The organism is Halolactibacillus miurensis (genome assembly GCF_900116255.1).
In the GTDB taxonomy this organism is placed as follows: Bacteria; Bacillota; Bacilli; order Bacillales; family Amphibacillaceae; genus Halolactibacillus; species Halolactibacillus miurensis.
The window spans coordinates 89,995-112,066 of record NZ_FPAI01000008.1 but is presented as its reverse complement, the minus strand read 5'-3'; the positions used below and the strand labels follow the sequence as shown (position 1 = coordinate 112,066).

At 40.6% G+C, this 22,072-nt stretch carries 18 protein-coding genes; 15 read left to right on the top strand and 3 right to left on the bottom strand.

The features are described 5' to 3' along the window. The 4 genes from BM390_RS07115 to BM390_RS07100 form a co-directional block, all read left to right on the top strand. Positions 1-536 (top strand): DUF4351 domain-containing protein (locus tag BM390_RS07115; protein WP_143103149.1); only part of this gene is annotated, 536 nt, incomplete at its 5' end. Between the two features lie 246 nt (positions 537-782). Beyond that, positions 783-1,595: a formate/nitrite transporter family protein gene (locus BM390_RS07110; protein WP_062323917.1), complete on the top strand. Its 813-nt coding sequence runs from the start codon at positions 783-785 to the stop codon at positions 1,593-1,595. A 135-nt stretch (positions 1,596-1,730) separates the two neighbouring features. Then, positions 1,731-2,453: a response regulator gene (locus BM390_RS07105; protein ID WP_062323919.1), complete on the top strand. Its 723-nt coding sequence runs from the start codon at positions 1,731-1,733 to the stop codon at positions 2,451-2,453. Continuing rightward, complete coding sequence (locus BM390_RS07100; RefSeq protein ID WP_082394600.1) at positions 2,437-3,798, top strand: sensor histidine kinase; 1,362 nt, start codon at positions 2,437-2,439, stop codon at positions 3,796-3,798. Before BM390_RS07105 ends, BM390_RS07100 begins: the two co-directional genes overlap by 17 nt. A 131-nt stretch (positions 3,799-3,929) precedes the next feature. Here BM390_RS07100 and BM390_RS07095 read toward each other — a convergent pair whose 3' ends face one another. Genes BM390_RS07095 through dhaS form a run of 3 tightly spaced genes read right to left on the bottom strand, consistent with a single transcriptional unit; the run spans position 3,930 to position 6,394 of the window. Continuing rightward, a complete protein-coding gene (locus BM390_RS07095) occupies positions 3,930-4,841 on the bottom strand; it encodes an alpha/beta hydrolase (protein ID WP_089853781.1) in 912 nt (303 codons plus the stop codon). Between the two features lie 12 nt (positions 4,842-4,853). Continuing rightward, positions 4,854-5,837: a dihydroxyacetone kinase subunit DhaK gene (locus tag BM390_RS07090; protein WP_089853778.1), complete on the bottom strand. Its 984-nt coding sequence runs from the start codon at positions 5,835-5,837 to the stop codon at positions 4,854-4,856. Next, positions 5,834-6,394, bottom strand: coding sequence for a dihydroxyacetone kinase transcriptional activator DhaS (gene dhaS / locus BM390_RS07085; protein ID WP_062322771.1), 561 nt, complete (start codon positions 6,392-6,394; stop codon positions 5,834-5,836). The genes BM390_RS07090 and dhaS overlap by 4 nt, the downstream gene beginning before the upstream one ends. A 187-nt stretch (positions 6,395-6,581) precedes the next feature. On the opposite strand from dhaS, the gene BM390_RS07080 reads away from it, so the two are divergent. From BM390_RS07080 to lacZ, 11 genes are all read left to right on the top strand, one after another. Then, complete coding sequence (locus BM390_RS07080; protein ID WP_089853775.1) at positions 6,582-7,688, top strand: glycerol dehydrogenase; 1,107 nt, start codon at positions 6,582-6,584, stop codon at positions 7,686-7,688. A gap of 95 nt (positions 7,689-7,783) precedes the next feature. Next, the gene (gene dhaK / locus BM390_RS07075) at positions 7,784-8,764 is read left to right on the top strand and encodes a dihydroxyacetone kinase subunit DhaK (RefSeq protein ID WP_089853772.1); all 981 of its coding nucleotides are present in this window, start codon (positions 7,784-7,786) and stop codon (positions 8,762-8,764) included. Between the two features lie 12 nt (positions 8,765-8,776). After that, on the top strand, positions 8,777-9,361 hold the full coding sequence (gene dhaL / locus BM390_RS07070) for a dihydroxyacetone kinase subunit DhaL (protein ID WP_089853767.1): 585 nt from the start codon (positions 8,777-8,779) through the stop codon (positions 9,359-9,361). Next, a complete protein-coding gene (dhaM, locus tag BM390_RS07065) occupies positions 9,358-9,726 on the top strand; it encodes a dihydroxyacetone kinase phosphoryl donor subunit DhaM (RefSeq protein ID WP_089853764.1) in 369 nt (122 codons plus the stop codon). Before dhaL ends, dhaM begins: the two co-directional genes overlap by 4 nt. A 247-nt stretch (positions 9,727-9,973) precedes the next feature. Further along, the gene (locus tag BM390_RS07060; RefSeq protein WP_089853761.1) at positions 9,974-11,476 is read left to right on the top strand and encodes a response regulator transcription factor; all 1,503 of its coding nucleotides are present in this window, start codon (positions 9,974-9,976) and stop codon (positions 11,474-11,476) included. Then, a complete protein-coding gene (locus BM390_RS07055) occupies positions 11,473-13,242 on the top strand; it encodes a sensor histidine kinase (RefSeq protein ID WP_062322766.1) in 1,770 nt (589 codons plus the stop codon). Before BM390_RS07060 ends, BM390_RS07055 begins: the two co-directional genes overlap by 4 nt. A 194-nt stretch (positions 13,243-13,436) precedes the next feature. Next, positions 13,437-14,759: an ABC transporter substrate-binding protein gene (locus tag BM390_RS07050; protein ID WP_089853758.1), complete on the top strand. Its 1,323-nt coding sequence runs from the start codon at positions 13,437-13,439 to the stop codon at positions 14,757-14,759. Between the two features lie 75 nt (positions 14,760-14,834). Then, positions 14,835-15,707: a carbohydrate ABC transporter permease gene (locus BM390_RS07045; protein WP_062322764.1), complete on the top strand. Its 873-nt coding sequence runs from the start codon at positions 14,835-14,837 to the stop codon at positions 15,705-15,707. Next, positions 15,704-16,531 carry a carbohydrate ABC transporter permease gene (locus tag BM390_RS07040; protein ID WP_062322762.1) on the top strand — a complete coding sequence of 276 codons (828 nt, stop codon included), beginning with the start codon at positions 15,704-15,706 and terminating at the stop codon, positions 16,529-16,531. The genes BM390_RS07045 and BM390_RS07040 overlap by 4 nt, the downstream gene beginning before the upstream one ends. Before the next feature lie 68 nt (positions 16,532-16,599). Further along, positions 16,600-18,813, top strand: coding sequence for an alpha-galactosidase (locus tag BM390_RS07035; protein ID WP_089853755.1), 2,214 nt, complete (start codon positions 16,600-16,602; stop codon positions 18,811-18,813). Then, entirely contained in the window at positions 18,810-21,920 is a 3,111-nt protein-coding gene (gene lacZ, locus BM390_RS07030; protein ID WP_062322760.1) for a beta-galactosidase, LacZ type, read from the top strand. Before BM390_RS07035 ends, lacZ begins: the two co-directional genes overlap by 4 nt. Positions 21,921-22,072 lie beyond the last annotated feature (152 nt).

Here is a 22,072-nt window from a genome sequence, read left to right as displayed (position 1 = left end):
ATTTACTATTTGATGTATCGACGTATCAAGATGAACAAATAAAAGGGGTCGCCCAATTAAAGATACTTTTTACGGTATGGCGCAATCTTTATACGAAAAATCCAGCGGATTTAAAAGAGAGTATCTATCAGGCGGCGAAAGCGTTAAATACGTTAGATGAAAAAGCGTCGGGTATCGCCTATTTTGAAACGGTGATGCGGTATATTTTTAATGTAAGTGATGCATTCACAAAAAATGATATCCGTGATATAGTAAAAACATTAGAACAAGCCTATCCTATGGGGAGTGATGTCATGAAGACCATTGCTGATGTGTTAAGAGAAGAAGGTATAGAACAAGGAATAGAACAAGGAATAGAAAAAGGAGAACAAAAAGGCATGGCAAAAACATTGTTGGCCTTCCTCAGTCGAAAAATTGAGCACTTGCCTGAAGAAACAGAAGATAAGTTACGACAGTTAGATGACCAAAAACTTGAAACAATTGTTAATGACTTTCATCAGATCGAGACAGTAGAAGACTTAAATAAATATCTTTAAATATTTGAGAGCAATGATGCAAAAGACAGGCAACTGCCTGTCTTTTTTCTTGTCATTAAACGACTTGATAACGTGACGTTTTAACAAGCGTAATCAATAAGAAGGCGTCATACATTTGTCGGGATAATACTTTTAAAATGTAAGCGCATACCAAAAATATATTCTCATTTTGATATAGACAAAACCCATTAATAGGTATATCATGTTAAATGAATCACAAACATTTATGCAAAGGATCTGATCATGATGGGTTTTTACAATCCAGACGAAATAGCCAATTATACGGTGTCATCTGGCTACAAAAAAGCACACTACACAAGTTTACAATCAACGATTTTAGGCTTTGAGGCAGGGGCATTTATCGCCTTAGGATACTTACTCTATATTCATGTCACGGCAAATATGCCTGAAGCGTGGGGCGGTTTTTCATCGTTTATCGGCGCAGCTCTTTTTCCTATTGGTCTTATTCTCACGTTACTTGCAGGCGGGGAACTCTTAACGGGCAACTTAATGGCGGTACCATTATCTCGAATGGAGCGAAAAATCAAATCACGTCATGTATTAAAAAATATTGTCCTTATTACCGTAAGTAATTTTTTAGGTGCGATCTTTGTTGCTTACTTTTTCGGTCATGTGGTTGGAATGACAGAAGGCATTTTCTTAGAAACAACCGTTCATTTAGCTGAACATAAGTTAGACGCGACCTTCTTACAAGCCTTTCTTTCAGGCATTGGTTGTAACTGGCTCGTTGCTTCAGCCGTTTGGCTGAACTATGGTGCGAAAGATATGTCCGGTAAAATCTTAGGGATCTGGTTTCCAACAATGGCGTTTGTGGCCATTGGTTTTCAGCACGTGGTTGCGAATATGTTTTTAATCCCAGCGGCTATTTTTGCCGGTTACTTTAGTTGGACAGCTTATGTTCTCAATTTTATTCCTGTCTTTTTAGGCAATGCGGTTGGTGGTGTCATGTTTGTCGCCGGCGCTTACTGGGTTGTGTACTTAAAAAAAGAACCGGATCACTTATTCCCAATCAGACATAGCGAGCACCGCGCGTCATAACTGCTTTTATAATAGATGATTAGCTTACGATATCCAATAGAATGGGTGTCGTAAGCTTTTTTGATTGTGTGGATTATGTGAAGATAAGCGTTTAAGACACTATTTCGTGGTAAACTAAAGCGTGAGGTGATCAGAATGACACATGTATTACTTGTCGATGATGAACCATCGATTTTAGAAGTATTAACAGCTTATTTTGAAAAAGAAAATTGGACGGTCGATACATCAATGAATGGTAAAGAAGCACTCGCGATGATTGAAACAGCCGCCTATGATATTATTCTACTTGATTTAATGTTGCCGGATATGACCGGTGAAGAAATCTGTCAACGTACCCGTGTGACAAGCGATGTACCTATTATTATGTTAACAGCAAAGTCGCAAGAGGAAGATTTAATTAACGGGATTGTCATCGGGGCAGATGATTATATTAAAAAACCCTTTAGCCCAAAAGAAGTTGTGGTTCGAACGAAAGCATTGTTGCGCCGAATTGGTATGACAAAAAATGATCAAACTGACGTCGTCCGGTCCTTTAATAAAAAAGCCCTGATAATAAATGAAGAAACAAAATCAGTTACGGCCTATCATGAAGCGGTCGCACTCACCCCGATTGAATATAAATTATTGACCGCTCTCGCACGCTATCCAGATCGTGTTTATAGCCGAGCTGATTTACTTGACCGCCTTGAAGATGACGGAGTCTATGTCGAAGGTTATGAACGGGTGATTGATACCCATATTAAAAATTTACGCAAAAAAATTGAACAAGACAGCAAGTCACCGGACTTTATTGTGACTGTCTTTGGGATGGGCTATAAATTTAGCGGAAAGGTTGACCGCGATGACATTACGTTCTAAAGTCTTTCTCTATTTACTGTTGATCAGTGTGATTGGTATTGTGTTAACGAGCTTCCCGATGTTATTTGGTTTTGAACAACAATTTAGTGATTACTTAGATGAGGCTCGTCTTCAAAATCACGACTTAATCATAGAAGAAATCTATCAGACATATGAAAGAGACGAGTCGCTTGTCTCAACCCACTTAGAAAGTATGATGCGCCAACAAGCGCAAAGTGATGATGTGTTTTATGAGCTTTATGATGCAAATGGTAACCGTGTTCTTACAACCTTACGTATGGTCAACCGCATGGGCAGTATGCATATGCATAACCATATGATGGAGGAAGTTGAATTAAATGAAACAACCATTCCTTTATCAAAAAACAATACGACCATTGGTACATTAATCGCCTATTCACCGAATCAACTTGTTGGGGCTGACTTTAGTTTTTTTAGTCAAATTAGACGAAACATTATGTTGGCGGTTGTTATCACGATTGTTTTAGCTCTATTTTTCTCAGCGCTCTTCTCCAAACGTTTGACCAAAAGTTTTAAAGTCGTAAGCGAAGCGATACGTGACTTAAAAGCGCGTAAGTTAAAAGCACCAGTTGATGTTCAAACGCTCTCTGGTGAAATGAAAGACATCGGTGAAGCGGTCAATGACTTAGCGCTTACGTTAGATAAACAAGAGCGCTTACGTAAACAATTTACCGCTGATTTCGCACATGAACTAAGAACGCCCCTTGCGACCTTACGGTCTCAATTAGAAGCTTATCTAGATGGCGTCTTTGAGCCGACAACAGACCGACTCGAAAAAAGTCATGAAGAATTGATGCGACTGGTGCGGTTAGTCAATGAACTGGAGAGTTTAATTGCCGCAGAAAATCCGGAAATAAAACTCAATAAGAAAACAATCAATGCTAATCAATTATTAAGCTTTATGTATGAACAATTTAGCTCAAGTTTCCATGACAAGAGCATTCAATTATCACTTGAGGTACCGAATCAACCGATCTCCGTAACAGTCGATCGTGACAAGCTGATACAAGTACTGACGAATGTAATTAATAATGCGCTACAATACACGGATAAAGAGAAATCTGTCAAACTATCACTATCAGAATCATCTAAGACGGTAACCTTTACTGTCCAAGATGAAGGTAAAGGTATTAGTGAAGACGATTTAGCTCACTTATTTGAACGTTTTTACCGCGGAGATAAATCACGTGATCGTAAAACAGGTGGCATTGGCATCGGCTTATCTATTGTGAAAGCTTTAGTCGATGCACATAAAGGAAGAGTGGAAGTAAAAAGCAAGCCCAATCAAGGCACAACGTTTCATATTCATCTTCCGAAACAGTAACCATGCGTTTCTATTAGGAAATATTATTCAAAGCAATATAAAAGCGTTTCCCCATTGAAAAAACTATCTTTGGGAAACGCTTTTTTAATTATATTTACGTTAACTAAATGAAAAAAGTCTTTTTCTAAGCATTAGGAAAAGGTTCTCGTCAGCCACTGATAAACGTCTTCTGCAACTTCATCTCGATTTGTCTCAAACAACATTTCATGACGTCCACCTGGATAAAGAATCACATCAACAGACTTAATCCCAGCGTGTTTATAATCCGCCGCTACCTTTTTAACTCCTTCAGAAAAATCACCTACAGGATCTTCATCGCCACTGATTAATAAAATCGGTGTGTCTTTATTCACCTTGTTCACTTCCGTTTGTTTATGAAGGCGTTCAATACCTGTGAGCAGGTCAAGATAAAACTGACTCGTTGAAACGTAGCCGCTAAAGGGATCATTTTGATAAGCTTTCACAATAACCTCATCACGTGAGAGCCAGCTACCTCTATTTTTAAAGTGTTTTTGGTACTGACCAAAACTTAAGGCATCAAGCACTTTACTGCGGTGGGTTTTACTGAACAGTTTCGTTTCAATCAAACTTAATAGTTGGCCCGCCTTTCCAGTAAGACCTTGATGATAGCCGGTACCTGACAATATAACCGCGTCACATTCATTTGGATAGCGTTCAATAAAGCGTCTCACTAAAAAAGAACCCATGGAATGACCCATGATCACTTTGGGTGTTCTTGGATACGCTTCTTTAATCAAATCACTGACGAGTAAAAGATCATCCACCGCTTTTTCAAAACCATCGTGATCACTATAGTGACCCAGTATGCCATTTTTCTCAGCTGTTTTTCCGTGCCCGCGGTGATCATGCGCAAAAATAAAAATCCCTCTTTCAGATAAGTAGTTAAAAAAATCTTGATACCGCCCCGCGTGTTCCCCCATCCCGTGCGCAAATTGAAGAATGAGTGTCGGTGTTTTTTCATTCGTATAACGATAAAGATGGAGTAATGTCTTGTCTTTACTTGTCACATAACTTGTTTCCATCGTTTTCTCCTCCTACCAGTGGCTCACATCAACGGGTGCCTGTAAGGCTGTTTTCATTGATGGATCGGTGATTTTTAAACACGTTAAAGAAATACCTTGCATGTTGTATGACGATAGTTGCGTCCCGGTCTTTAAAAAATCAATCGTAATCTTATCAAGCGCCGCTAGGCGTCTTACGTCATTCGAAAAAACATACTGTTCGAGTAACGGTGTTGCCCCAAGCCCGTTAATCAAAAAGGCGTAATGATCGTCTTGTCTAAATTGGTGTAAATGCTTGAGTTTGTTATATAGTTCAATCGCGAGTTGTTCTGACGATTGAAACGGTTCCTTTCGGTACCCTTTTTCTCCGTGAATACCGACACCGAAATAGACTTCATCCTTATTCAACTTAAAAAATGGCGCTGTCTTTGGTAGTTCCGCAGAAGATAAGGCCACCCCTAAAGTGAAGAGATGCGGTAAGATATTGTTTGCGATAGCTGTCAGTTCCTTTAACGTTTTGCCTTGTTGATTATAGAAGCCGAGTAGTTTATGCATCAGTACTGTGCCTGCCACCCCACGTTTACGTTTGGAGTAAGTGGTTTTATTATCAATTGACACGTCATCACTGACAATGACCATCTCAACGTCATGTCCTTTCTCACGTGCTTGTCGCATCGCTTCAGTGAAAACTTCCACATCGCTTGCGAAGTTTTTGACAATAAGACAAACTCCTTGCCCGTTGTCTGTCAATGTAATCGCTTTTAAAATTGCGGCAGGAAAAGGTGGGGTAAAGAGTTGACCGCTGACACTGGCCGTCAACATCCCTTCGCCTACATAGCCGAAATGCGCTGGTTCATGACCACTTCCGCCACCAGAGATTAAGCTCACGCCCGTCGTTTCAGGGAGATAAATGATGTGATGATCGGAATCGATGTTTATCCGCGATTGATGTTCAAACCAAAAGGCTGATAACATCGATGTTATCGCTGTTTGTTTCATATTTATTATGTGTTTCATTGTTGTTCCTCGCTTTCGTGTGATGAAATCTTGAGTTGTTCATCAAGCAAACCATAAACAACATCACGCATCACGATCGGTGACGCGTCACATCCTGAGAGCAACCAGTCCTTTGTCATGCCGACAAACCCGTGGGCGAAGAACTTCGCTTGATAATCCAGTTGTTCACTAGAAGCGTGGTGACTTAGATCTTTGATGACATGTATAAATAATTGATGCAATTCATGGTAAAGGTAATCACCAAAATCATTTTGTTCTGTCACACTTAAGGCATTTTTATAAAATGTTTGGTGATCATAGAAATAATGAAACAGTTGATAAAGAATCGTATCCCACCGTTCATAGTCTAAAAAGTCGGCAATATGTTCTTTTGTATCGGACTGATAAATCCATGCTAGTAGTTCATATTTATCTTGAAAATGATAGTAAAATGTTTGCCGGCGCATCTCACACTGCTTCATAATGTCAGAGACTGAAATCTTTTGAAACGCCTGATGGTTCATTAAGTCTTTTAATGCTTGTGCAATCATTTTTTGTGTAATGATTGAAGTTGTCATTGGCATCACCCTATCCATAGTGTAGCTGAAAATGACAAGCGGATAAAGCAAAAAATATAGTCGTTTTGACAGATGACCTATTTTGTCCGTTCCAAATAAAGCGTTTACATCCTACAATAATCGTATAGATTAAAGCGTTACCAAATACCAATCGTAGAGATTGGAAAAAATCTTTAGGAGGATTCACATGGATAAAATTTTTGTTAGCCCAAGTCGTTACATTCAAGGTAAAGATTTACTTAATCACGCAGGTCAGTATTTAACACATTTCGGAGAAAACTTACTCGTGTTAGCCGATGAATTTGTACAAAGTATCGCAGCGGATACACTTGTTGGTAACTTAGAATCAGACTTTACTGTGACGAAAGTGACATTTAACGGTGAGTGTTCAATGAAAGAAATCGATCGTGTATCTGAGATTGGTCAAGATAAATCCGTCGATGCGGTAATTGGTGTGGGTGCTGGTAAAGCCCTTGATACGGCTAAAGCAGTGGCGAATAACTTAAATGTTCCGATTGTCATCTTCCCGACCCTTGCATCAACGGATGCCCCGACGTCTGGTTTGTCGGTTGTTTATACAGAAGAAGGTGCGTTTGAACAATACTTATTCTATAAAAAGAATCCAGATCTCGTGTTAATGGATACATCAATCATCGCAAAAGCACCAAGCCGTATGCTTGCTTCAGGTATTTCTGACGCTTTGGCGACACTTGTCGAGGCACGTGCCGTTAAACAAAAAAATGGCGAGACAATGAGTGGTGGAAAAGCGACTATTGCAGGATTTGCGATTGCAGAAAAATGTGAAGCGGTGTTATTCGATTACGCCTTACTTGCTTATGAAGCGAATAAACAAGGGATTGTCACACCAGCCCTTGATGCGATTGTTGAAGCGAATACGTTATTAAGTGGCCTTGGATTTGAAGATTCAGGTCTAGCTGCAGCACATGCGATTCATAATGGCTTTACTGCTGTCGACGGGGACATTCACCATTTATCACACGGGGAAAAAGTGGCCTACGGCACAATGACACAACTTGTGTTAGAAAATAAAACGCAAAGTGAAATCGAGCGCTATCTTGATTTGTACCTGGCGTTAGATTTACCGGTCACATTAGAAGCTGTGCATCTAGATAAAGCCACTGATGAGGACTTATACAAAATTGGTGAACTGGCGACTAAACCAGAAGAAACGATGAAAAATATGCCGTTTACCGTGACACCTGATGATGTCGTTCAAGCGATTAAAGCCGTCGATGTTTATGCGAAAGCCTACATGAAAAAACGCGGAGAATAAATGGTAACACGTGTAAAATGACCAAACATTTAAAGACAAATAACATATCAGCCGGGGCCGCATGGTCTCGGCTGAACCATCTAGGAGGACAACCGATGAAAAAAATTATCAATGAACCCCATTTAGTTGTAGATGACTTATTAGAAGGCATGCTGTTGGCCCACAGTGATTTACTGACAAGGATTGAAGATACCCGCGTCGTGATTGAGAAAGAGAAACAAGCAACGGTTGGATTAGTGTCAGGTGGGGGGAGTGGTCATGAACCGGCTCATGCTGGTTTTGTCGGTGACGGGATGCTCAGGGCAGCTGTGCTTGGTGAAATGTTCACGTCACCAACACCCGATCAAATCTATGAAGCGATTAAAGCGAGTGATACGGGTAAAGGTGTGTTACTGATTGTAAAAAATTACACGGGTGACGTGATGAACTTTGATATGGCAAAAGAGATGGCCGAAATGGAAGACATCGAAGTCGAATCGATTCTTGTGGATGATGATATTGCGGTCGAAGATAGTACGTATACGGCCGGAAAACGCGGCGTCGCTGGTACGATTCTTGTGCATAAAATTTTAGGACACTTTGCGCGTGAAGGTAAAACGTTAGCGGAGTTAAAACAGTTAGGTGATGCGCTGATTCATCATATCGACACGTTAGGGGTCGCGTTAACTGGGGCGACCGTCCCTGAAGTTGGAAAACCAGGTTTTACGCTAGAAGCGAACGAAATGGAGTATGGTGTCGGGATTCATGGTGAACCGGGTTATCGTCGGAGTGAGTTAAAACAAAGTCATCAGATCGCAAAAGAACTGGTTACTAAACTGATGGAGACACGAAAAGAAACAAAGAAAATCGGCCTCTTAGTGAATGGTTTAGGTGCGACGCCGATACAAGAGTTGTATGTGTTTTACCGCGACGTCGTCAACGAACTAAAAGCGTATGACGTTGAGATCACGTTTCAAAAAATCGGCGACTTTATGACATCGATTGATATGGCCGGATTATCATTGACAGTGATTGATTTAGATGATGAAACATACAAAGAAGCACTCACATCACCTGTTGATGTCTTGAGTTGGTAAGGAGGAGATAGCATGGAATTAACACATGAACAAGCGCAGCGCTGGCTATTAAACTTTCATGGAAAAGTAACAGATAATAAAGCTTATTTAAGTGATCTTGATCAAGCGATTGGAGATGGCGATCACGGTTCGAATATGGCAAGAGGGACAGAAGCCGTCAAAGAAAAATTGGCAAGTGTGACAGATGAAAGCTTAGAGGCCGTATTAAAACAAACGGCGATGGCACTCATTAGTAAAGTTGGCGGAGCCTCAGGCCCTTTATACGGCTCTGCCTTTATGGCGATGGCAAAGAAAGCCAAAGAGACAAGGGACTTAAGTGTCCTTATTGAAGCAGGACTAGAAGGGATTAAACACCGCGGAAAGGCAGATGTGGGTGATAAGACGATGATTGATATGTGGCAGCCTGTCGCAACGGCTTTAAAAGAAGGGACGTTCTCTCAAGCGACTATTGATCAAGCCCTTCTCGATGTGAAACCACTTAAAGCGAAAAAAGGCCGGGCGTCTTATGTAGGCGACCGCTCGATTGGCGCCCTCGATCCTGGGGCCGTCTCAAGCGGCTATCTATTTGAAGCACTCATTGAGGAGGTTATCGCATGAGTTTAGGCATTGTCATTGCGTCACATGTCGATCATATTGCCGAAGGCGTGTATCGCTTACTCAAAGAAAGTGCACCGGATGTGTCGATTACCTATGCAGGTGGGACTGATGACGGTGAAGTTGGTTCAAGTTATGCTTTAATTGAAGCGGCGATTGAACAAAATGATAGTGACACGTTATATTGTTTCTATGACTTAGGCAGTGCCAAGATGACACTAGAAATGGTCAGTGAAATGACGGATAAAGACGTGACGATTATCGATGCCGCCTTTATTGAAGGGGCGTATACAGCTTGTGCGCTTATCCAAGGTGGTTATAAACAAACAGACATTGATGCACAGTTAGCACCGCTAAAAGTCAAGTGATGCTGTTAAGATAGACACATACATGGATGAAAAAGCGAAGGTGAATGTTCCTTCGCTTTTTCACATTAAAGATGAAAGAGCTTCAATATAAAGCGACTAAAAGAGAAAGCTGTCTTAGACGATGATGAAGACATCGTGTATGTGATGCTAGTGGAATCGTTGACAACGTTTACTATCACTCGTGACGATTTCAGAAAAGTCGTGCTATACTAGTGATAAGTTTTTCTGTATGTAAGGGGGAGATGTTATGCCGAAGTCACTCACAAAAGTATTGATTGTCGATGATGAACGATTAATCAGACAAGGCATCTTGCATTATATCAACTGGCAAGATGAAGGATTTGAAGTCGTCGGTGAAGCGTCAAACGGTGAAGAAGCCCGTCTGTTGATTGATGAGTTGAAGCCAGATATTGTGATTACCGATATTGTGATGCCAGTGATGAACGGGACGGATTTGATTAAATATATCAAAGCCCATTACCCAGCCATCGAAGTGATTGTCTTAAGTAGTTATGCCGATTTTGATTATGTCAGAGATACGTTTAAACACGGCGTGATTGATTATATTTTAAAGCCTAAACTTGATGGTGAAGTACTATTAGAAACACTCAAACGTGTGGAAAAAACAGCTGATTTAAAAGGCCACACAGTTAAACAAGATCAGATGGATGTGTCATTAAAATCGAAAGTAGACAAAGTCTTGAAAAAGTATCATCACGATGCTGACTTAGATGAGTTAAATCAGATTATTTCAGGGCAGGTATTTGTTTTTGTGGAAGTCAGACGATCAGATTTTTCACGTGAAGAACCGCTCGTTGCCATTGAGCAGCTGACGTCGGTAGATAACATTGAATTAGAACGAGATGACCATCACCGGTTACAGCTATTGTTTGGTGAAGAAGATAGGTTGGCTGATGCTTTAAATCATGAACATGAAGCTCTGTCTTCACACGCTGTCTCACTCATTCAATCATCGAAGGCGAAAGAGGCACGTGAGATTACGCGTTTATATGATGAGATCAAGTTGTTACGGCGCTATCATTTCTTTTTATCTGAACATGTGTTACTCGATTATCAAGCTTTACCAGTACTTGTTCCAAGTAATAAGCCATTTGATCTCAGTATTTTTCTGACGTTATTTAAACAAGAGAAATATGGTGTGGCCCTTCGATATATGGACGACTATCTAAATTCAATAAAACAAGACTACCAATCAGAACCGAATGAAGTAAAGAATTTACTCGGCAACATTATTTTTAACATGGTCGTGGCCTTAACCGATAAAACAGGCAAGAATGATCACTTTGAACAAAAAAAGTATCAGTACTTTAATGCGATCAATCATAGTACAACACTCGTTGAAGCCTATTTTCATTTCCAACAGTTCTACAATGAACTGACCAACCAAGTGATGCAGTCCAATCAAGAACACGATAATTTAACGCAGCTACTTGCTTATATTGATGACCATTACAGTGAATCACTGTCACTGACCGATTTAAGTGCCCATTTTCATTTTAATCCCTCGTACTTATCCAGTTATTTTTCTCAACACTTAAATAAAGGGTTTAGTGATTACCTCACGGATGTGAGAATTAATAAAGCGAAAGAGTTGTTGAATAATCATGATTTATCGATTGCCGATGTCGGAAGTATGGTGGGTTATCAAGACCATAGTTATTTTTGTAAAGTGTTCAAAAAGAAAACATCATTATCACCGAGTCGCTATAGAAAAGAGACGACGCGATGAGTCGGTTATTATTTGGATTGAAAGATTGGTTGTATCGCAATGGTTTATTTCTTAAAGTATTTGGTGTGACGTTGCTGAGTGTTTTGTTAGTGGCGATTCTCATTAGTGTCAGTACCTTGCGAATTTCAACGGCGTATTTTATGGATACATTCAGTCTAACGAACGAACGGATTATCAATGAATCAAAGCGTCGCTTTGATGACTACACGGCGGCTGTTGTTAGAACGCTTCAAGATGTTGAGAATTCAGGAACAATTAAACGCGTATTAGCCGTTGAGGATACCACTTCTACTAATCACGCACAAAATGCGTTCGATATCGTCACAGAAATCCGCCGGATTTATACCCGCATTCAGCCTGAAGGGGCAAACTTGATGGTTCTCGGCCCGTATGAAGATTTGTACAATATGAATTATTCGTATTGGCCCGTGACCTATGACCAACTGTCCAGCTGGTCGTTCAATAACAAATTAAAAAATGAGCCAAATAGTATTCATTATGCGATGGTAGAAACAGAAGACGAGCCGCTGATCGTCGCCGGCAAAGCTCTGGCTAATCGGTTTACTTCTGGTACGTATGGCTTTAGTTACGTGGCGATTAAAGAAAATGAGCTGCGTTCCTTCTATGAAGGTTATACGAGTGCGGAAAACTCGATGGTCCTGTTAAACAGAGAAGGCGTCGTGTTATCGAGTAACCAAGCTGGTTGGGTTGGTAAAAAACTTGATCACTTAAAACAAATGATTGAAAGAGATCCACTAAATGAGACGCTGACAGATACAGTGACGATTTTTGGGACGGATTATCACGTTTTAATGGAGTATATAACCGGACTGGATATGTATTTAGTGAACGTGATTGACCAAGAAACCATTGTTGGTAATTTAATCGATACCCAGGAGCTTATAGTCATTACGATCGGTATTGTGTTAATGGCAATTTTACTATCATGGCTAATTTCTCGACATATTACCTTATCACTCACACGTTTAGTGAGACAAATTGCAAAGTTAAATAAACACAATTTCACCAAGCGCTTAAAAGAAGAAGGTGGCTATGAGTCCACTCAGATTGCCCGAGCGTTTAACTATACGCTTGATGAACTCGACCAGTATGTAAGTGTCGTTGTTGAATCGCAAAAGAAACAGCGTGACGCGGAACTGCGTGCCCTGCAACACCAAATCAATCCGCATTTCTTATATAACACCTTGACGACGGTGAAGTTTATGGTAAGACATGAACAGACAGAAGAAGCGATTGAGACGATTCATGCACTTATTAACTTACTCCAAAACACACTAGGAGAAGTCGGAGAAACAGTGACGGTCGAACAAGAGTTAGACAACATGAAACACTACGTTAAAATTAATCAAGCCCGTTACGGTGACCAAATAAGGGTGAATTTCTTTGTCGCACCGGATGTATATGCGTATCATTTACCGAAACTCGTCTTACAACCATTTATTGAAAATGCCTTTTTTCATGCGTTTAATGAAAAGAAAACAGGTTTCATTCAAATCATGATGAGAAAACAAGAGGAGACGCTTTACTGTGAAGTCATGGATGATGGTGATGGCATGATGTTGTCAAAAGAACAATTCCCTTATGTGGTGAATCATAAAAGGCAAATGTTTTCAGGTATTGGGATGAAAAATGTTCAAGAACGGATCCATTTACTTTATGGTAATCAGTACGGTGTCACGGTAAAGAGTGAACAAGGACAAGGAACACGGGTGATCGTCACCTTACCACTGATAAAAAAATCGTGAGACTTTTCACGAGATATAAAAATAGTCCAACTTCTAAAAATAAGACCAAAAATGAAGAGAAAAGACCGGGCACTATCTAAAAAATAGACCATTACTTATCTAAAGATCGTGCTAACGGTCTTTTTTCTTTGGCGTTATACTAAGGATGTAGCGAAAAAGAAAACGCTTACACAAATTATAAGGAGGGTTTACTTATGAAAAAGATTTTTACTTTATTACTTATTTTGATGCTGGGTGTACTAGCTGCTTGTGGTGGGGATGACACGTCAAATGACGACACGGGCGGAAGTGATTCAGATAACGGAACAGACTCAGGTGAAACATCGGACGGCGTGCAATCAGTCACCGCGTGGGCGTGGGATCCAAACTTTAATATTCGTGCATTAGAACTTGCAAACCAAGCGTATGATGGTGACAGTGAGATGTATGTTGAAATCATTGAAAATGCTCAAGATGATATTATTCAACGTTTAAACGCAGGATTATCATCAGGTACAACACAAGGGATGCCAAACATTGTGTTAATTGAAGATTACCGGGCACAGAGTTTCTTACAATCGTACCCTGACGCTTTTTATCCACTAACGGATTATATTAACCCAGATGACTTCGCTCAGTACAAAGTCGAAGCAACAAGCTTTGATGGCGACATTTACGGTTTACCATTTGATACAGGGGTAAGTGGTCTTTATGTTCGGACCGATTACTTAGAAGAAGCAGGCTATACTGTAGAAGATTTAAGTGATATTACATGGAAAGAATACATTGAAATCGGTAAAGAAGTGAAAGCAGCGACAGGTAAAGATATGATTACGCTTGATCCAAACGACTTTGGTATGGTGCGGATGATGTTACAGTCAGCTGGCGAATGGTACTTTGAAGAAGATGGTAACACACCAGCTTTAGCTGATAACCCTGCCCTTGAAGAAATCTTTGTTTTATATAAAGAGATGATGGATGCAGATATCGTCAAATTAAACTCTGACTGGAGCCAATTTGTTAGTGCGTTTAACAGTGGGGATGTCGCAACAGTCCCAACAGGTAACTGGATCACTCCTAGTGTGAAAGCAGAAGCGAGTCAATCAGGTAACTGGGCTGTTCTTCCACTTCCACGTTTAGAAGTAGACGGTGCGGTGAACACATCAAACCTTGGTGGTAGTTCATGGTATGTGTTAAATCAAGATGGTAAAGAACTTGCGGCTGAGTTTTTAGCGAATACATTCGGTTCAAATGAACAGTTCTACACAGATTTAGTTACGGAGATTGGTGCACTTGGTACGTATATTCCAGGGACACAAGGTGAAGCTTTTGAACAAGAAGATCCATTCTTCGGTGGTCAAGCGATTATCCAAGACTTTGCGACTTGGTCAGAACAAATCCCACCAGTCAACTACGGTATGCACACCTATGCGGTTGATGACATCTTAAAAGTTGAAATGCAAAACTACCTTAACGGTGCGGATGTTGGTGATGTATTAGATAACGCGCAATCACAAGCTGAAACACAATTACGTTAATTTAGAATGGCTAAGCCGCAAGGGGATAGAAAGATAAGCCTTGCGGCTTTAGTTTAAAAAAGGAGTTAGATAACGATGAAGCAGCTCACAAATAAAAATAATATCGGTTGGTTATTTGTTCTTATATCTGTTGTAGCCATTACGTTGTTTTATTTTTACCCAATGTTCGATGCCTTTTTATTATCCTTTCAATCGGGTATGGGCGCCAATTTAGAATATGTTGGTCTTAATAACTGGAGTCGATTACTTAATGATCCAACCTTAAGACAAGCTTTAATTAATACGATGACGTATCTTATTATTCAAGTGCCACTCATGATTGTCCTTGCTTTATTTTTCTCTGTCATCTTAAATGATCCTGATTTAAAATTCCGTGGTTTTTTTAGAACTGCGATCTTTTTACCAGCAGTTACCTCACTCGTTGCGTATTCTGTTATTTTTAAATACATGTTTAGTATTGATGGGATTGTCAATCAATTACTTTTAAACTTGAATTTTATTAGTGAGCCCATTGCCTTTATCTCAGATCCGTTTTGGGCAAAAGTTGTTATTATTCTTGCGATTACGTGGCGATGGACAGGCTATAATATGATCTTTTATCTATCCGCCCTTCAAAATATTGATCGATCCATTTATGAAGCTGCTCGCATTGATGGGGCTAATAGCTTCCAACAATTTATTCAAATCACGATTCCGATGCTTAAACCGATTATTCTCTTTACAACGATCACATCCACCATCGGGACACTTCAACTCTTTGATGAAGTTGTCAACATTACGAGTGGCGGACCAGGGATCCAAACGATTTCGATTTCGCAGTACATTTATGACTTATCATTTAAGTACACACCGAACTTCGGTTATGCTGCAACGGTCTCTTATGTCATTGTGATCCTCGTCGTTATTCTATCTATTATTCAATTTAAAGTGGCAGGTGAAAAAGAATGAAGAAACTAAAAAAGACACTCATATATCTCTTCTTATCTATCGCAACCATCATTTCCATTTATCCATTCTTTTGGATGATTGTGAGTATGACGAATAAATCTGTCGATGTCACTCAAGGTCGACAGCTACCAGGAACGTATTTATTTGAAAACTTACGCAAATTATTCGACCAAGTTGATATGGTCACTGCGCTCACAAACAGTGCGATTATTGCGATTTTATCAACGGTCTTTACGCTATTTATTGCCTCACTCGCTGGTTATGGTTTTCAGATGTATCGCAGTAAAGGAAAAGACATCGTCTTTAACATTTTACTCCTATCGATGATGATTCCATTCGCATCGATTATGATCCCACTGTATCGTTTATTTGGACGGATTTCACAAACCGCCCCGATTATCGGGATTGATACGTTAGCGGCGGCCTTTCTACCGACGATTACAACCGCTTTCTTCATCTTCTTCTTTAGACAGAATACGAAGATGTTTCCGAAAGATTTAATTGAAGCAGGACGGATTGATGGCTTAAGTGAAATCGGTATTTTCTTTAGAATCTTTGTCCCAACAATGAAAACAACGTATGCGGCCGCAGCGATTATTGCCTTTATGAACAGTTGGAATAATTTCCTCTGGCCACTCGTTGTCTTGCAGTCACCCAGTAAACAAACGATTCCGTTACTGATCTCTAACTTAGGGTCAAGCTATTCGCCCGATTACGGCATGATTATGTCGGCGATTACGATCGCGACGTTACCAACGGCGCTGGTGTTCTTCTTTATGCAGAAACACTTTGTCGCAGGTATGATGGGGTCAGTCAAAGGATAAAATCACTGATTTAATCAATCAATACCTATAGAACGATAGGAAGTTTGACAGTTAAGGGAGGAAATTTAATGGCGATTTATGTCAATGAAGAGACGCTCACATTCCATTTAACCAATCGGGATGTGAGTTATCTTTTTAGCGTTTTACCAAATGGAGAACTCACGCATCTTTATTACGGAAAAAAACTAAGTCATGTCGCTGACTTTAGTCAGTTGTTTTATACGGAAGTAAAAGATAATAGTTGTACAGAAGCGGATGCGGCGCTTTCAATGGATGTGATAAGACAAGAATACCCGAGTTTTTCTCGGAGTGATTTTCGCTTGCCCGCTGTTCAGCTAACGAATAAAGACGGCCATCGGGTCAGTCGATTTACTTATACGGGATACGAAAAAGTAAAAGGAAAAACAAAATTGAAAGGACTTCCGGCGACATATGTCGAATCTAGTGAGGAGGCAGATACGCTTAAAGTCTTCTTAAGAGATGAGGTGTTAGAGGCAACATTAACACTTTCTTATACAATTTATCAACATCATCCGGTAATAACACGTCACGTCACTTTAACAAATCATCACCGAGATGACCTCATTATTAATCAAATGATGAGCGCATCACTTGATTTCAATCATAACCAATTTGATTGGTTAGAACTTGCGGGTTCGTGGGCGCGTGAGCGCCATATAAAACGGACACCGCTTCATGCTGGGATACAAAACATCCAATCTACCCGTGGAGCGAGTTCCCCGCAACACAATCCGTTTATCGCTTTATTACGACCTGAGACTGCAGAACATGTTGGTGAAGCTTACGGTTTTAGTTTAGTCTATAGCGGTAACTTCTTAGCACAAATGGAGGTCGATCATTATGACACGACCCGTGTGACGATGGGGATTAATCCGTTTGATTTTAACTGGCGATTAGAAAGGGACGAAACGTTTACGACACCAGAAGTGGTGATGGTTTATTCAGACCAAGGCTTAAATAAATTGAGTCAAGTTTATCACACTCTATACCGCACCCGTTTAGCCCGTGGCGTTTGGAGAGATAAATTACGTCCTGTCCTTATCAATAACTGGGAAGCCACGTATTTTAACTTTAATGAAGATAAATTGTTACAGATGGCAACAGAAGCAAAACAGCTGGGTGTTGAGTTATTCGTTTTAGATGATGGCTGGTTTAAAGGGAGAAACAGCGACACAACGTCACTCGGTGATTGGTTTGTTGATGAGAAGAAGTTACCGAATGGTCTGAGGTCTTTATCAGAAAAGATTCACGGACTCGGTCTTCAGTTTGGTCTTTGGATTGAACCTGAAATGATCTCGCCAAAGTCAGAACTCTATCATGCTCATCCAGACTGGGTCGTTGGAGTCAACAATCGACCAAACAGTCCGGGACGTAACCAATATGTGTTAGACTTTTCAAATAAAGCGGTGATTGATTATATCTATCATCTAATCAAAGAGCGCTTAACCGAGGCAAACGTCGACTATGTTAAATGGGATATGAACAGGTTTATGACTGAAGCAGGTTCCGTTCATCTTGCCCCAGCTGACCAAACTTCTTTTAGACATCGCTATATCTTAGGGGTATACCGGTTATATGAGTTACTAACGACCGATTTTCCAAACGTTTTGTTTGAATCATGTGCCGCTGGTGGGGCGCGCTTTGACCCAGGCATGTTGTATTATGCGCCGCAAGGATGGACGAGTGATGACACGGATGCCCTAGAGCGGGTCAAGATTCAGTACGGGACGTCTCTTGTGTATCCTGCTTCGATGATGGGGGCACACGTATCGGCGGTGCCGAATCATCAAACCGGAAGGATGACGCCAATCGAGACAAGAGGGGTCGTCGCCTTTAGTGGTATGCTGGGGTATGAACTCGACCCGAGTCAATTATCAAAAGAAGAAAAAACAATCGTTCAAGAACAGATTCGTCACTATAAACAGGTTCAACCGGTAGTTCAGTTCGGGCAAATGACCAGGCTGATTAGCCCGTTTGATGATCCACTTCATGCCAGTTGGCAATTTGTGTCTCAAGATGAAACAGACGTATTAGTTACCTACATCCAACAACAAGCACAACCAAACCCTGCCTTTAGACAACTCAAGCTAGTCGGTTTAAAGAAGAATAAAGCTTACACATTAGTCGGCACAGATAGTATTTTCTATGGGGATCAATTGATGTACCATGGATTAGAGTTAGACCGGTATATCGACCGTAGTGACGCGGGAGATGCTCGCGGGTATCTCTTACATTTTAAAGTACAGGAGGAAACAGAATGAAACATTATCCAAAATACACCTATGCACCACCAAAAAACGGTTATCCTGAGTGGAACAACAACCCTGAAATTTTCCAATTAAACCGACGGACCTTAACGGCCGACCATATGCCGTTTGATTCAGAGGAAGCCGCACGTACACTGGATAAAGAACAATCAAATCGCTATCTATCACTAAGTGGTGAGTGGAATTTCTATTGGGTGAAAAATCCAAGTGAAAGACTGGAAGGGTTTTATCGAGACGACTTTGATCAGTCAAACTTTAAACCTATCAAGGTACCGAGTCACTGGCAATTAGAAGGTTATGATTATCCACAGTATACCAATACGACGTATCCGTGGGTGGAACATGAAGACATAAAAGCGCCATTTGCGCCGACAAACTATAACCCGGTCGGCCATTACTTAAAAACAATAGACTTACCGGAAGACTTCACGAAAGAACCGGTTTACTTCCGCCTTGAGGGGGTTGAGTCCGCTTTTTATTTATGGATCAATGGTGACTTTGTTGGTTACAGTGAAGATACCTTTACTGCGAGTGAATTTGATGTGACACCATATTTAAAACCAGGTGAAAACACATTTGCGCTAGAAGTGTACCGCTGGTGTGATGCGAGCTGGTTAGAAGATCAAGACTTTTGGCGTTTAAGTGGGATCTTCCGTGATCTCTATTTATATCGTCAACCAGTTGTTCATATTGATAATACCTTTATTAAGCCTGTACTTGATGAGGACTATAAAGATGGTGTGTTTAACATCGATGTGACGTTAAGAAATTACAGCGATGAGGAACAAACGGTGACGTGTCTTGTTAACCTCTATGATGGTGATCAGTTAGTGTTTGATGAGCCATTAGAAAAAACAGTGACTTTAAAAGAGGGGACTGAAGTCCTGACACTATCATCCGCTATTGAATCACCGAAGAAGTGGTCGGCAGAATTTCCGCATCTTTATACGGTAACCGTTAGCTTAAAAGAACCTGAAAAAGACGTGTATGTATCAGAAAAACACTTCACGGGTTTTCGTACCTTTGAGTTAAAAGATGGGCTAATGAAAATCAATGGGGAGCGCATCGTCTTTAAAGGTGTCAACCGTCATGAGTTTCATTATGATGTTGGTCGCGCGGTCACAAAAGAACATATGCTTGAAGATATTCTCACGATGAAACGGGCGAATATTAATGCGGTCAGAACGTCACACTATCCGAATGATCCGTATTGGTACCATTTATGTGATGTGTACGGTCTTTATGTGATTGATGAGGTCAATTTAGAAACACATGGTACGTGGCGTTATGGACAACAAACGTTAGAAGACACTGTTCCAGGTAGCAAACCAGAGTGGACAAATAATGTCTTAGACCGTTCTGAAAGCATGTTTGAACGCGATAAAAACCATCCATCGATTGTGATCTATTCACTCGGTAATGAATCATTTGGTGGCGACAACTTTATTAAAATGCATGACTTCTTTAAAGAAAAAGACCCGTCACGTCTCGTTCATTACGAAGGAATCTTCCATTACCGCGACTCAGAGCGAGCAAGTGATATTGAAAGTACGATGTACATTTCGCCAGAGGGCATTAAACAATATGCTGAAAGTGAGACACCGAATAAAAAACCGTATATTCTTTGTGAATATTCGCATGCGATGGGGAACTCGCTCGGCAACTTTAATCAATACCAAGACCTATTCTATCAATATGATATTTTACAAGGTGGATTTATTTGGGACTTTAAAGACCAGGCTCTTCGCCACGAGACAAAAGATGGACAACCCTTCCTTGCCTACGGAGGCGACTTTGGTGAATCACCACATGACAGCAACTTTAGTGGTAACGGGATTGTCTTCGCCGATGGTCGTCCAACACCAAAACTGGCAGAAGTCAAACGTCAATATCAACCCGTTGCGTTTGAGCTATTAGATGCGGCAAAAGGTGAGGTCACGATTGAAAACCGTTACTTATTTATGAATTTAAATGCGCATGCCTTAAAATTCGATTGGTTAGTTGATGGGGATGTCGTGAGGAGTGATACAACGACCGTTGATTGTGCTCCGGGTGAACGGGTAACGGTCACATTTGATCCTGATTTATCTGACTACAAAGGAGACGTCTATCATATTAATCTGTCGATACTCTATACAGAAACGAATACATTTGCGAATAAAGGCGATTGTTTAGCTTATGATCAGTTCGCTTTACCTGTAGTCAAACAACATGTGGTACAAGAAACGGTGAAACAAGCGACTTCACCACTTTCTGTCATAGAGAAAGATCAGTCCATCATCATTGAAAATGAGCATCTTGCTGTGGTCATTTCAACGGAAACAGGATTAATCACGCAGCTTTCTAAAGGCAAGAAAGACATGCTCACAAGTCCTGTCTTACCTAACTTCTGGCGCGCGATGACGGATAACGACCGTGGAAATGGACTAGACAAGCGCAGTGCTTGTTTTAAAGAGGCGACAGCGGATATGACGTTACAGTCATTAGATGTTGAAACGTCAACGACAGAGGTGACAGTCATATCACGCCACCGTTATCCGGCACTTAAAAATAGTGAAACGCGTCTTGAATTGTCGATTCAAACGATGGGAGAGGTGTCACTGGATTACCGCTTTACACCGAACCGAGACTTACCTGAGATTCCAGCGGTTGGGTTAACGTTTGGACTGCCAAAAGACTATCAAACATTAGATTATCTCGGTCGTGGACCAGAAGAGTCTTATATCGATCGTTACACGTCTCAATTAGTCGGTCATTACACCGCAAAAGTAACGGATCAGATGGTGCCGTATTTGAAACCACAGGAATGCGGAAATAAAATAGATGTGTATCGCATGAGTCTCTCAAATGATGTGACAACCTTTACCGTTAAAGGTGAGACACCATTTGAAGCAAGTGCTTTACCCTATCGTGCGAATCAAATAGAAACAGCGACGCACCATCACCTCTTACCAGAGGTAACCGAGACTGTCATGACAGTCAATGCGTCTCAAATGGGGATTGGTGGCGATGATTCATGGGGACAAAAAACGCACCCTGAATTTACGCTTTATCCAACCCAGACGTATCAGTTAAACCTATTGTTAGATTTTAAAAACTAACGCCAAATAGATGGAAGACAAGCCGATGAAACAGCTGCTTTTAGATAAGTAGCTGTTTTTGTCTGTTTAAGTAGGGAAGGTTATGATAAATCGCTAGGAGAAGGGTTTTTGTCATGATATAATAGGGGAACTTACATGACCTACCAACGATA

What these genes read in the sequence shown, in the direction of transcription:
- BM390_RS07050 (WP_089853758.1), top strand. Translation starts at nt 13,437, where the DNA reads ATGAAAAAGATTTTTACTTTATTACTTATTTTGATGCTGGGTGTACTA.
- dhaS (WP_062322771.1), bottom strand. Translation starts at nt 6,394, where the DNA reads ATGACAACTTCAATCATTACACAAAAAATGATTGCACAAGCATTAAAA.
- BM390_RS07055 (WP_062322766.1), top strand. Translation starts at nt 11,473, where the DNA reads ATGAGTCGGTTATTATTTGGATTGAAAGATTGGTTGTATCGCAATGGT.
- BM390_RS07100 (WP_082394600.1), top strand. Translation starts at nt 2,437, where the DNA reads ATGACATTACGTTCTAAAGTCTTTCTCTATTTACTGTTGATCAGTGTG.
- lacZ (WP_062322760.1), top strand. Translation starts at nt 18,810, where the DNA reads ATGAAACATTATCCAAAATACACCTATGCACCACCAAAAAACGGTTAT.
- BM390_RS07110 (WP_062323917.1), top strand. Translation starts at nt 783, where the DNA reads ATGGGTTTTTACAATCCAGACGAAATAGCCAATTATACGGTGTCATCT.
- dhaK (WP_089853772.1), top strand. Translation starts at nt 7,784, where the DNA reads ATGAAAAAAATTATCAATGAACCCCATTTAGTTGTAGATGACTTATTA.
- dhaM (WP_089853764.1), top strand. Translation starts at nt 9,358, where the DNA reads ATGAGTTTAGGCATTGTCATTGCGTCACATGTCGATCATATTGCCGAA.
- BM390_RS07080 (WP_089853775.1), top strand. Translation starts at nt 6,582, where the DNA reads ATGGATAAAATTTTTGTTAGCCCAAGTCGTTACATTCAAGGTAAAGAT.
- dhaL (WP_089853767.1), top strand. Translation starts at nt 8,777, where the DNA reads ATGGAATTAACACATGAACAAGCGCAGCGCTGGCTATTAAACTTTCAT.
- BM390_RS07040 (WP_062322762.1), top strand. Translation starts at nt 15,704, where the DNA reads ATGAAGAAACTAAAAAAGACACTCATATATCTCTTCTTATCTATCGCA.
- BM390_RS07105 (WP_062323919.1), top strand. Translation starts at nt 1,731, where the DNA reads ATGACACATGTATTACTTGTCGATGATGAACCATCGATTTTAGAAGTA.
- BM390_RS07045 (WP_062322764.1), top strand. Translation starts at nt 14,835, where the DNA reads ATGAAGCAGCTCACAAATAAAAATAATATCGGTTGGTTATTTGTTCTT.
- BM390_RS07035 (WP_089853755.1), top strand. Translation starts at nt 16,600, where the DNA reads ATGGCGATTTATGTCAATGAAGAGACGCTCACATTCCATTTAACCAAT.
- BM390_RS07090 (WP_089853778.1), bottom strand. Translation starts at nt 5,837, where the DNA reads ATGAAACACATAATAAATATGAAACAAACAGCGATAACATCGATGTTA.
- BM390_RS07095 (WP_089853781.1), bottom strand. Translation starts at nt 4,841, where the DNA reads ATGGAAACAAGTTATGTGACAAGTAAAGACAAGACATTACTCCATCTT.
- BM390_RS07060 (WP_089853761.1), top strand. Translation starts at nt 9,974, where the DNA reads ATGCCGAAGTCACTCACAAAAGTATTGATTGTCGATGATGAACGATTA.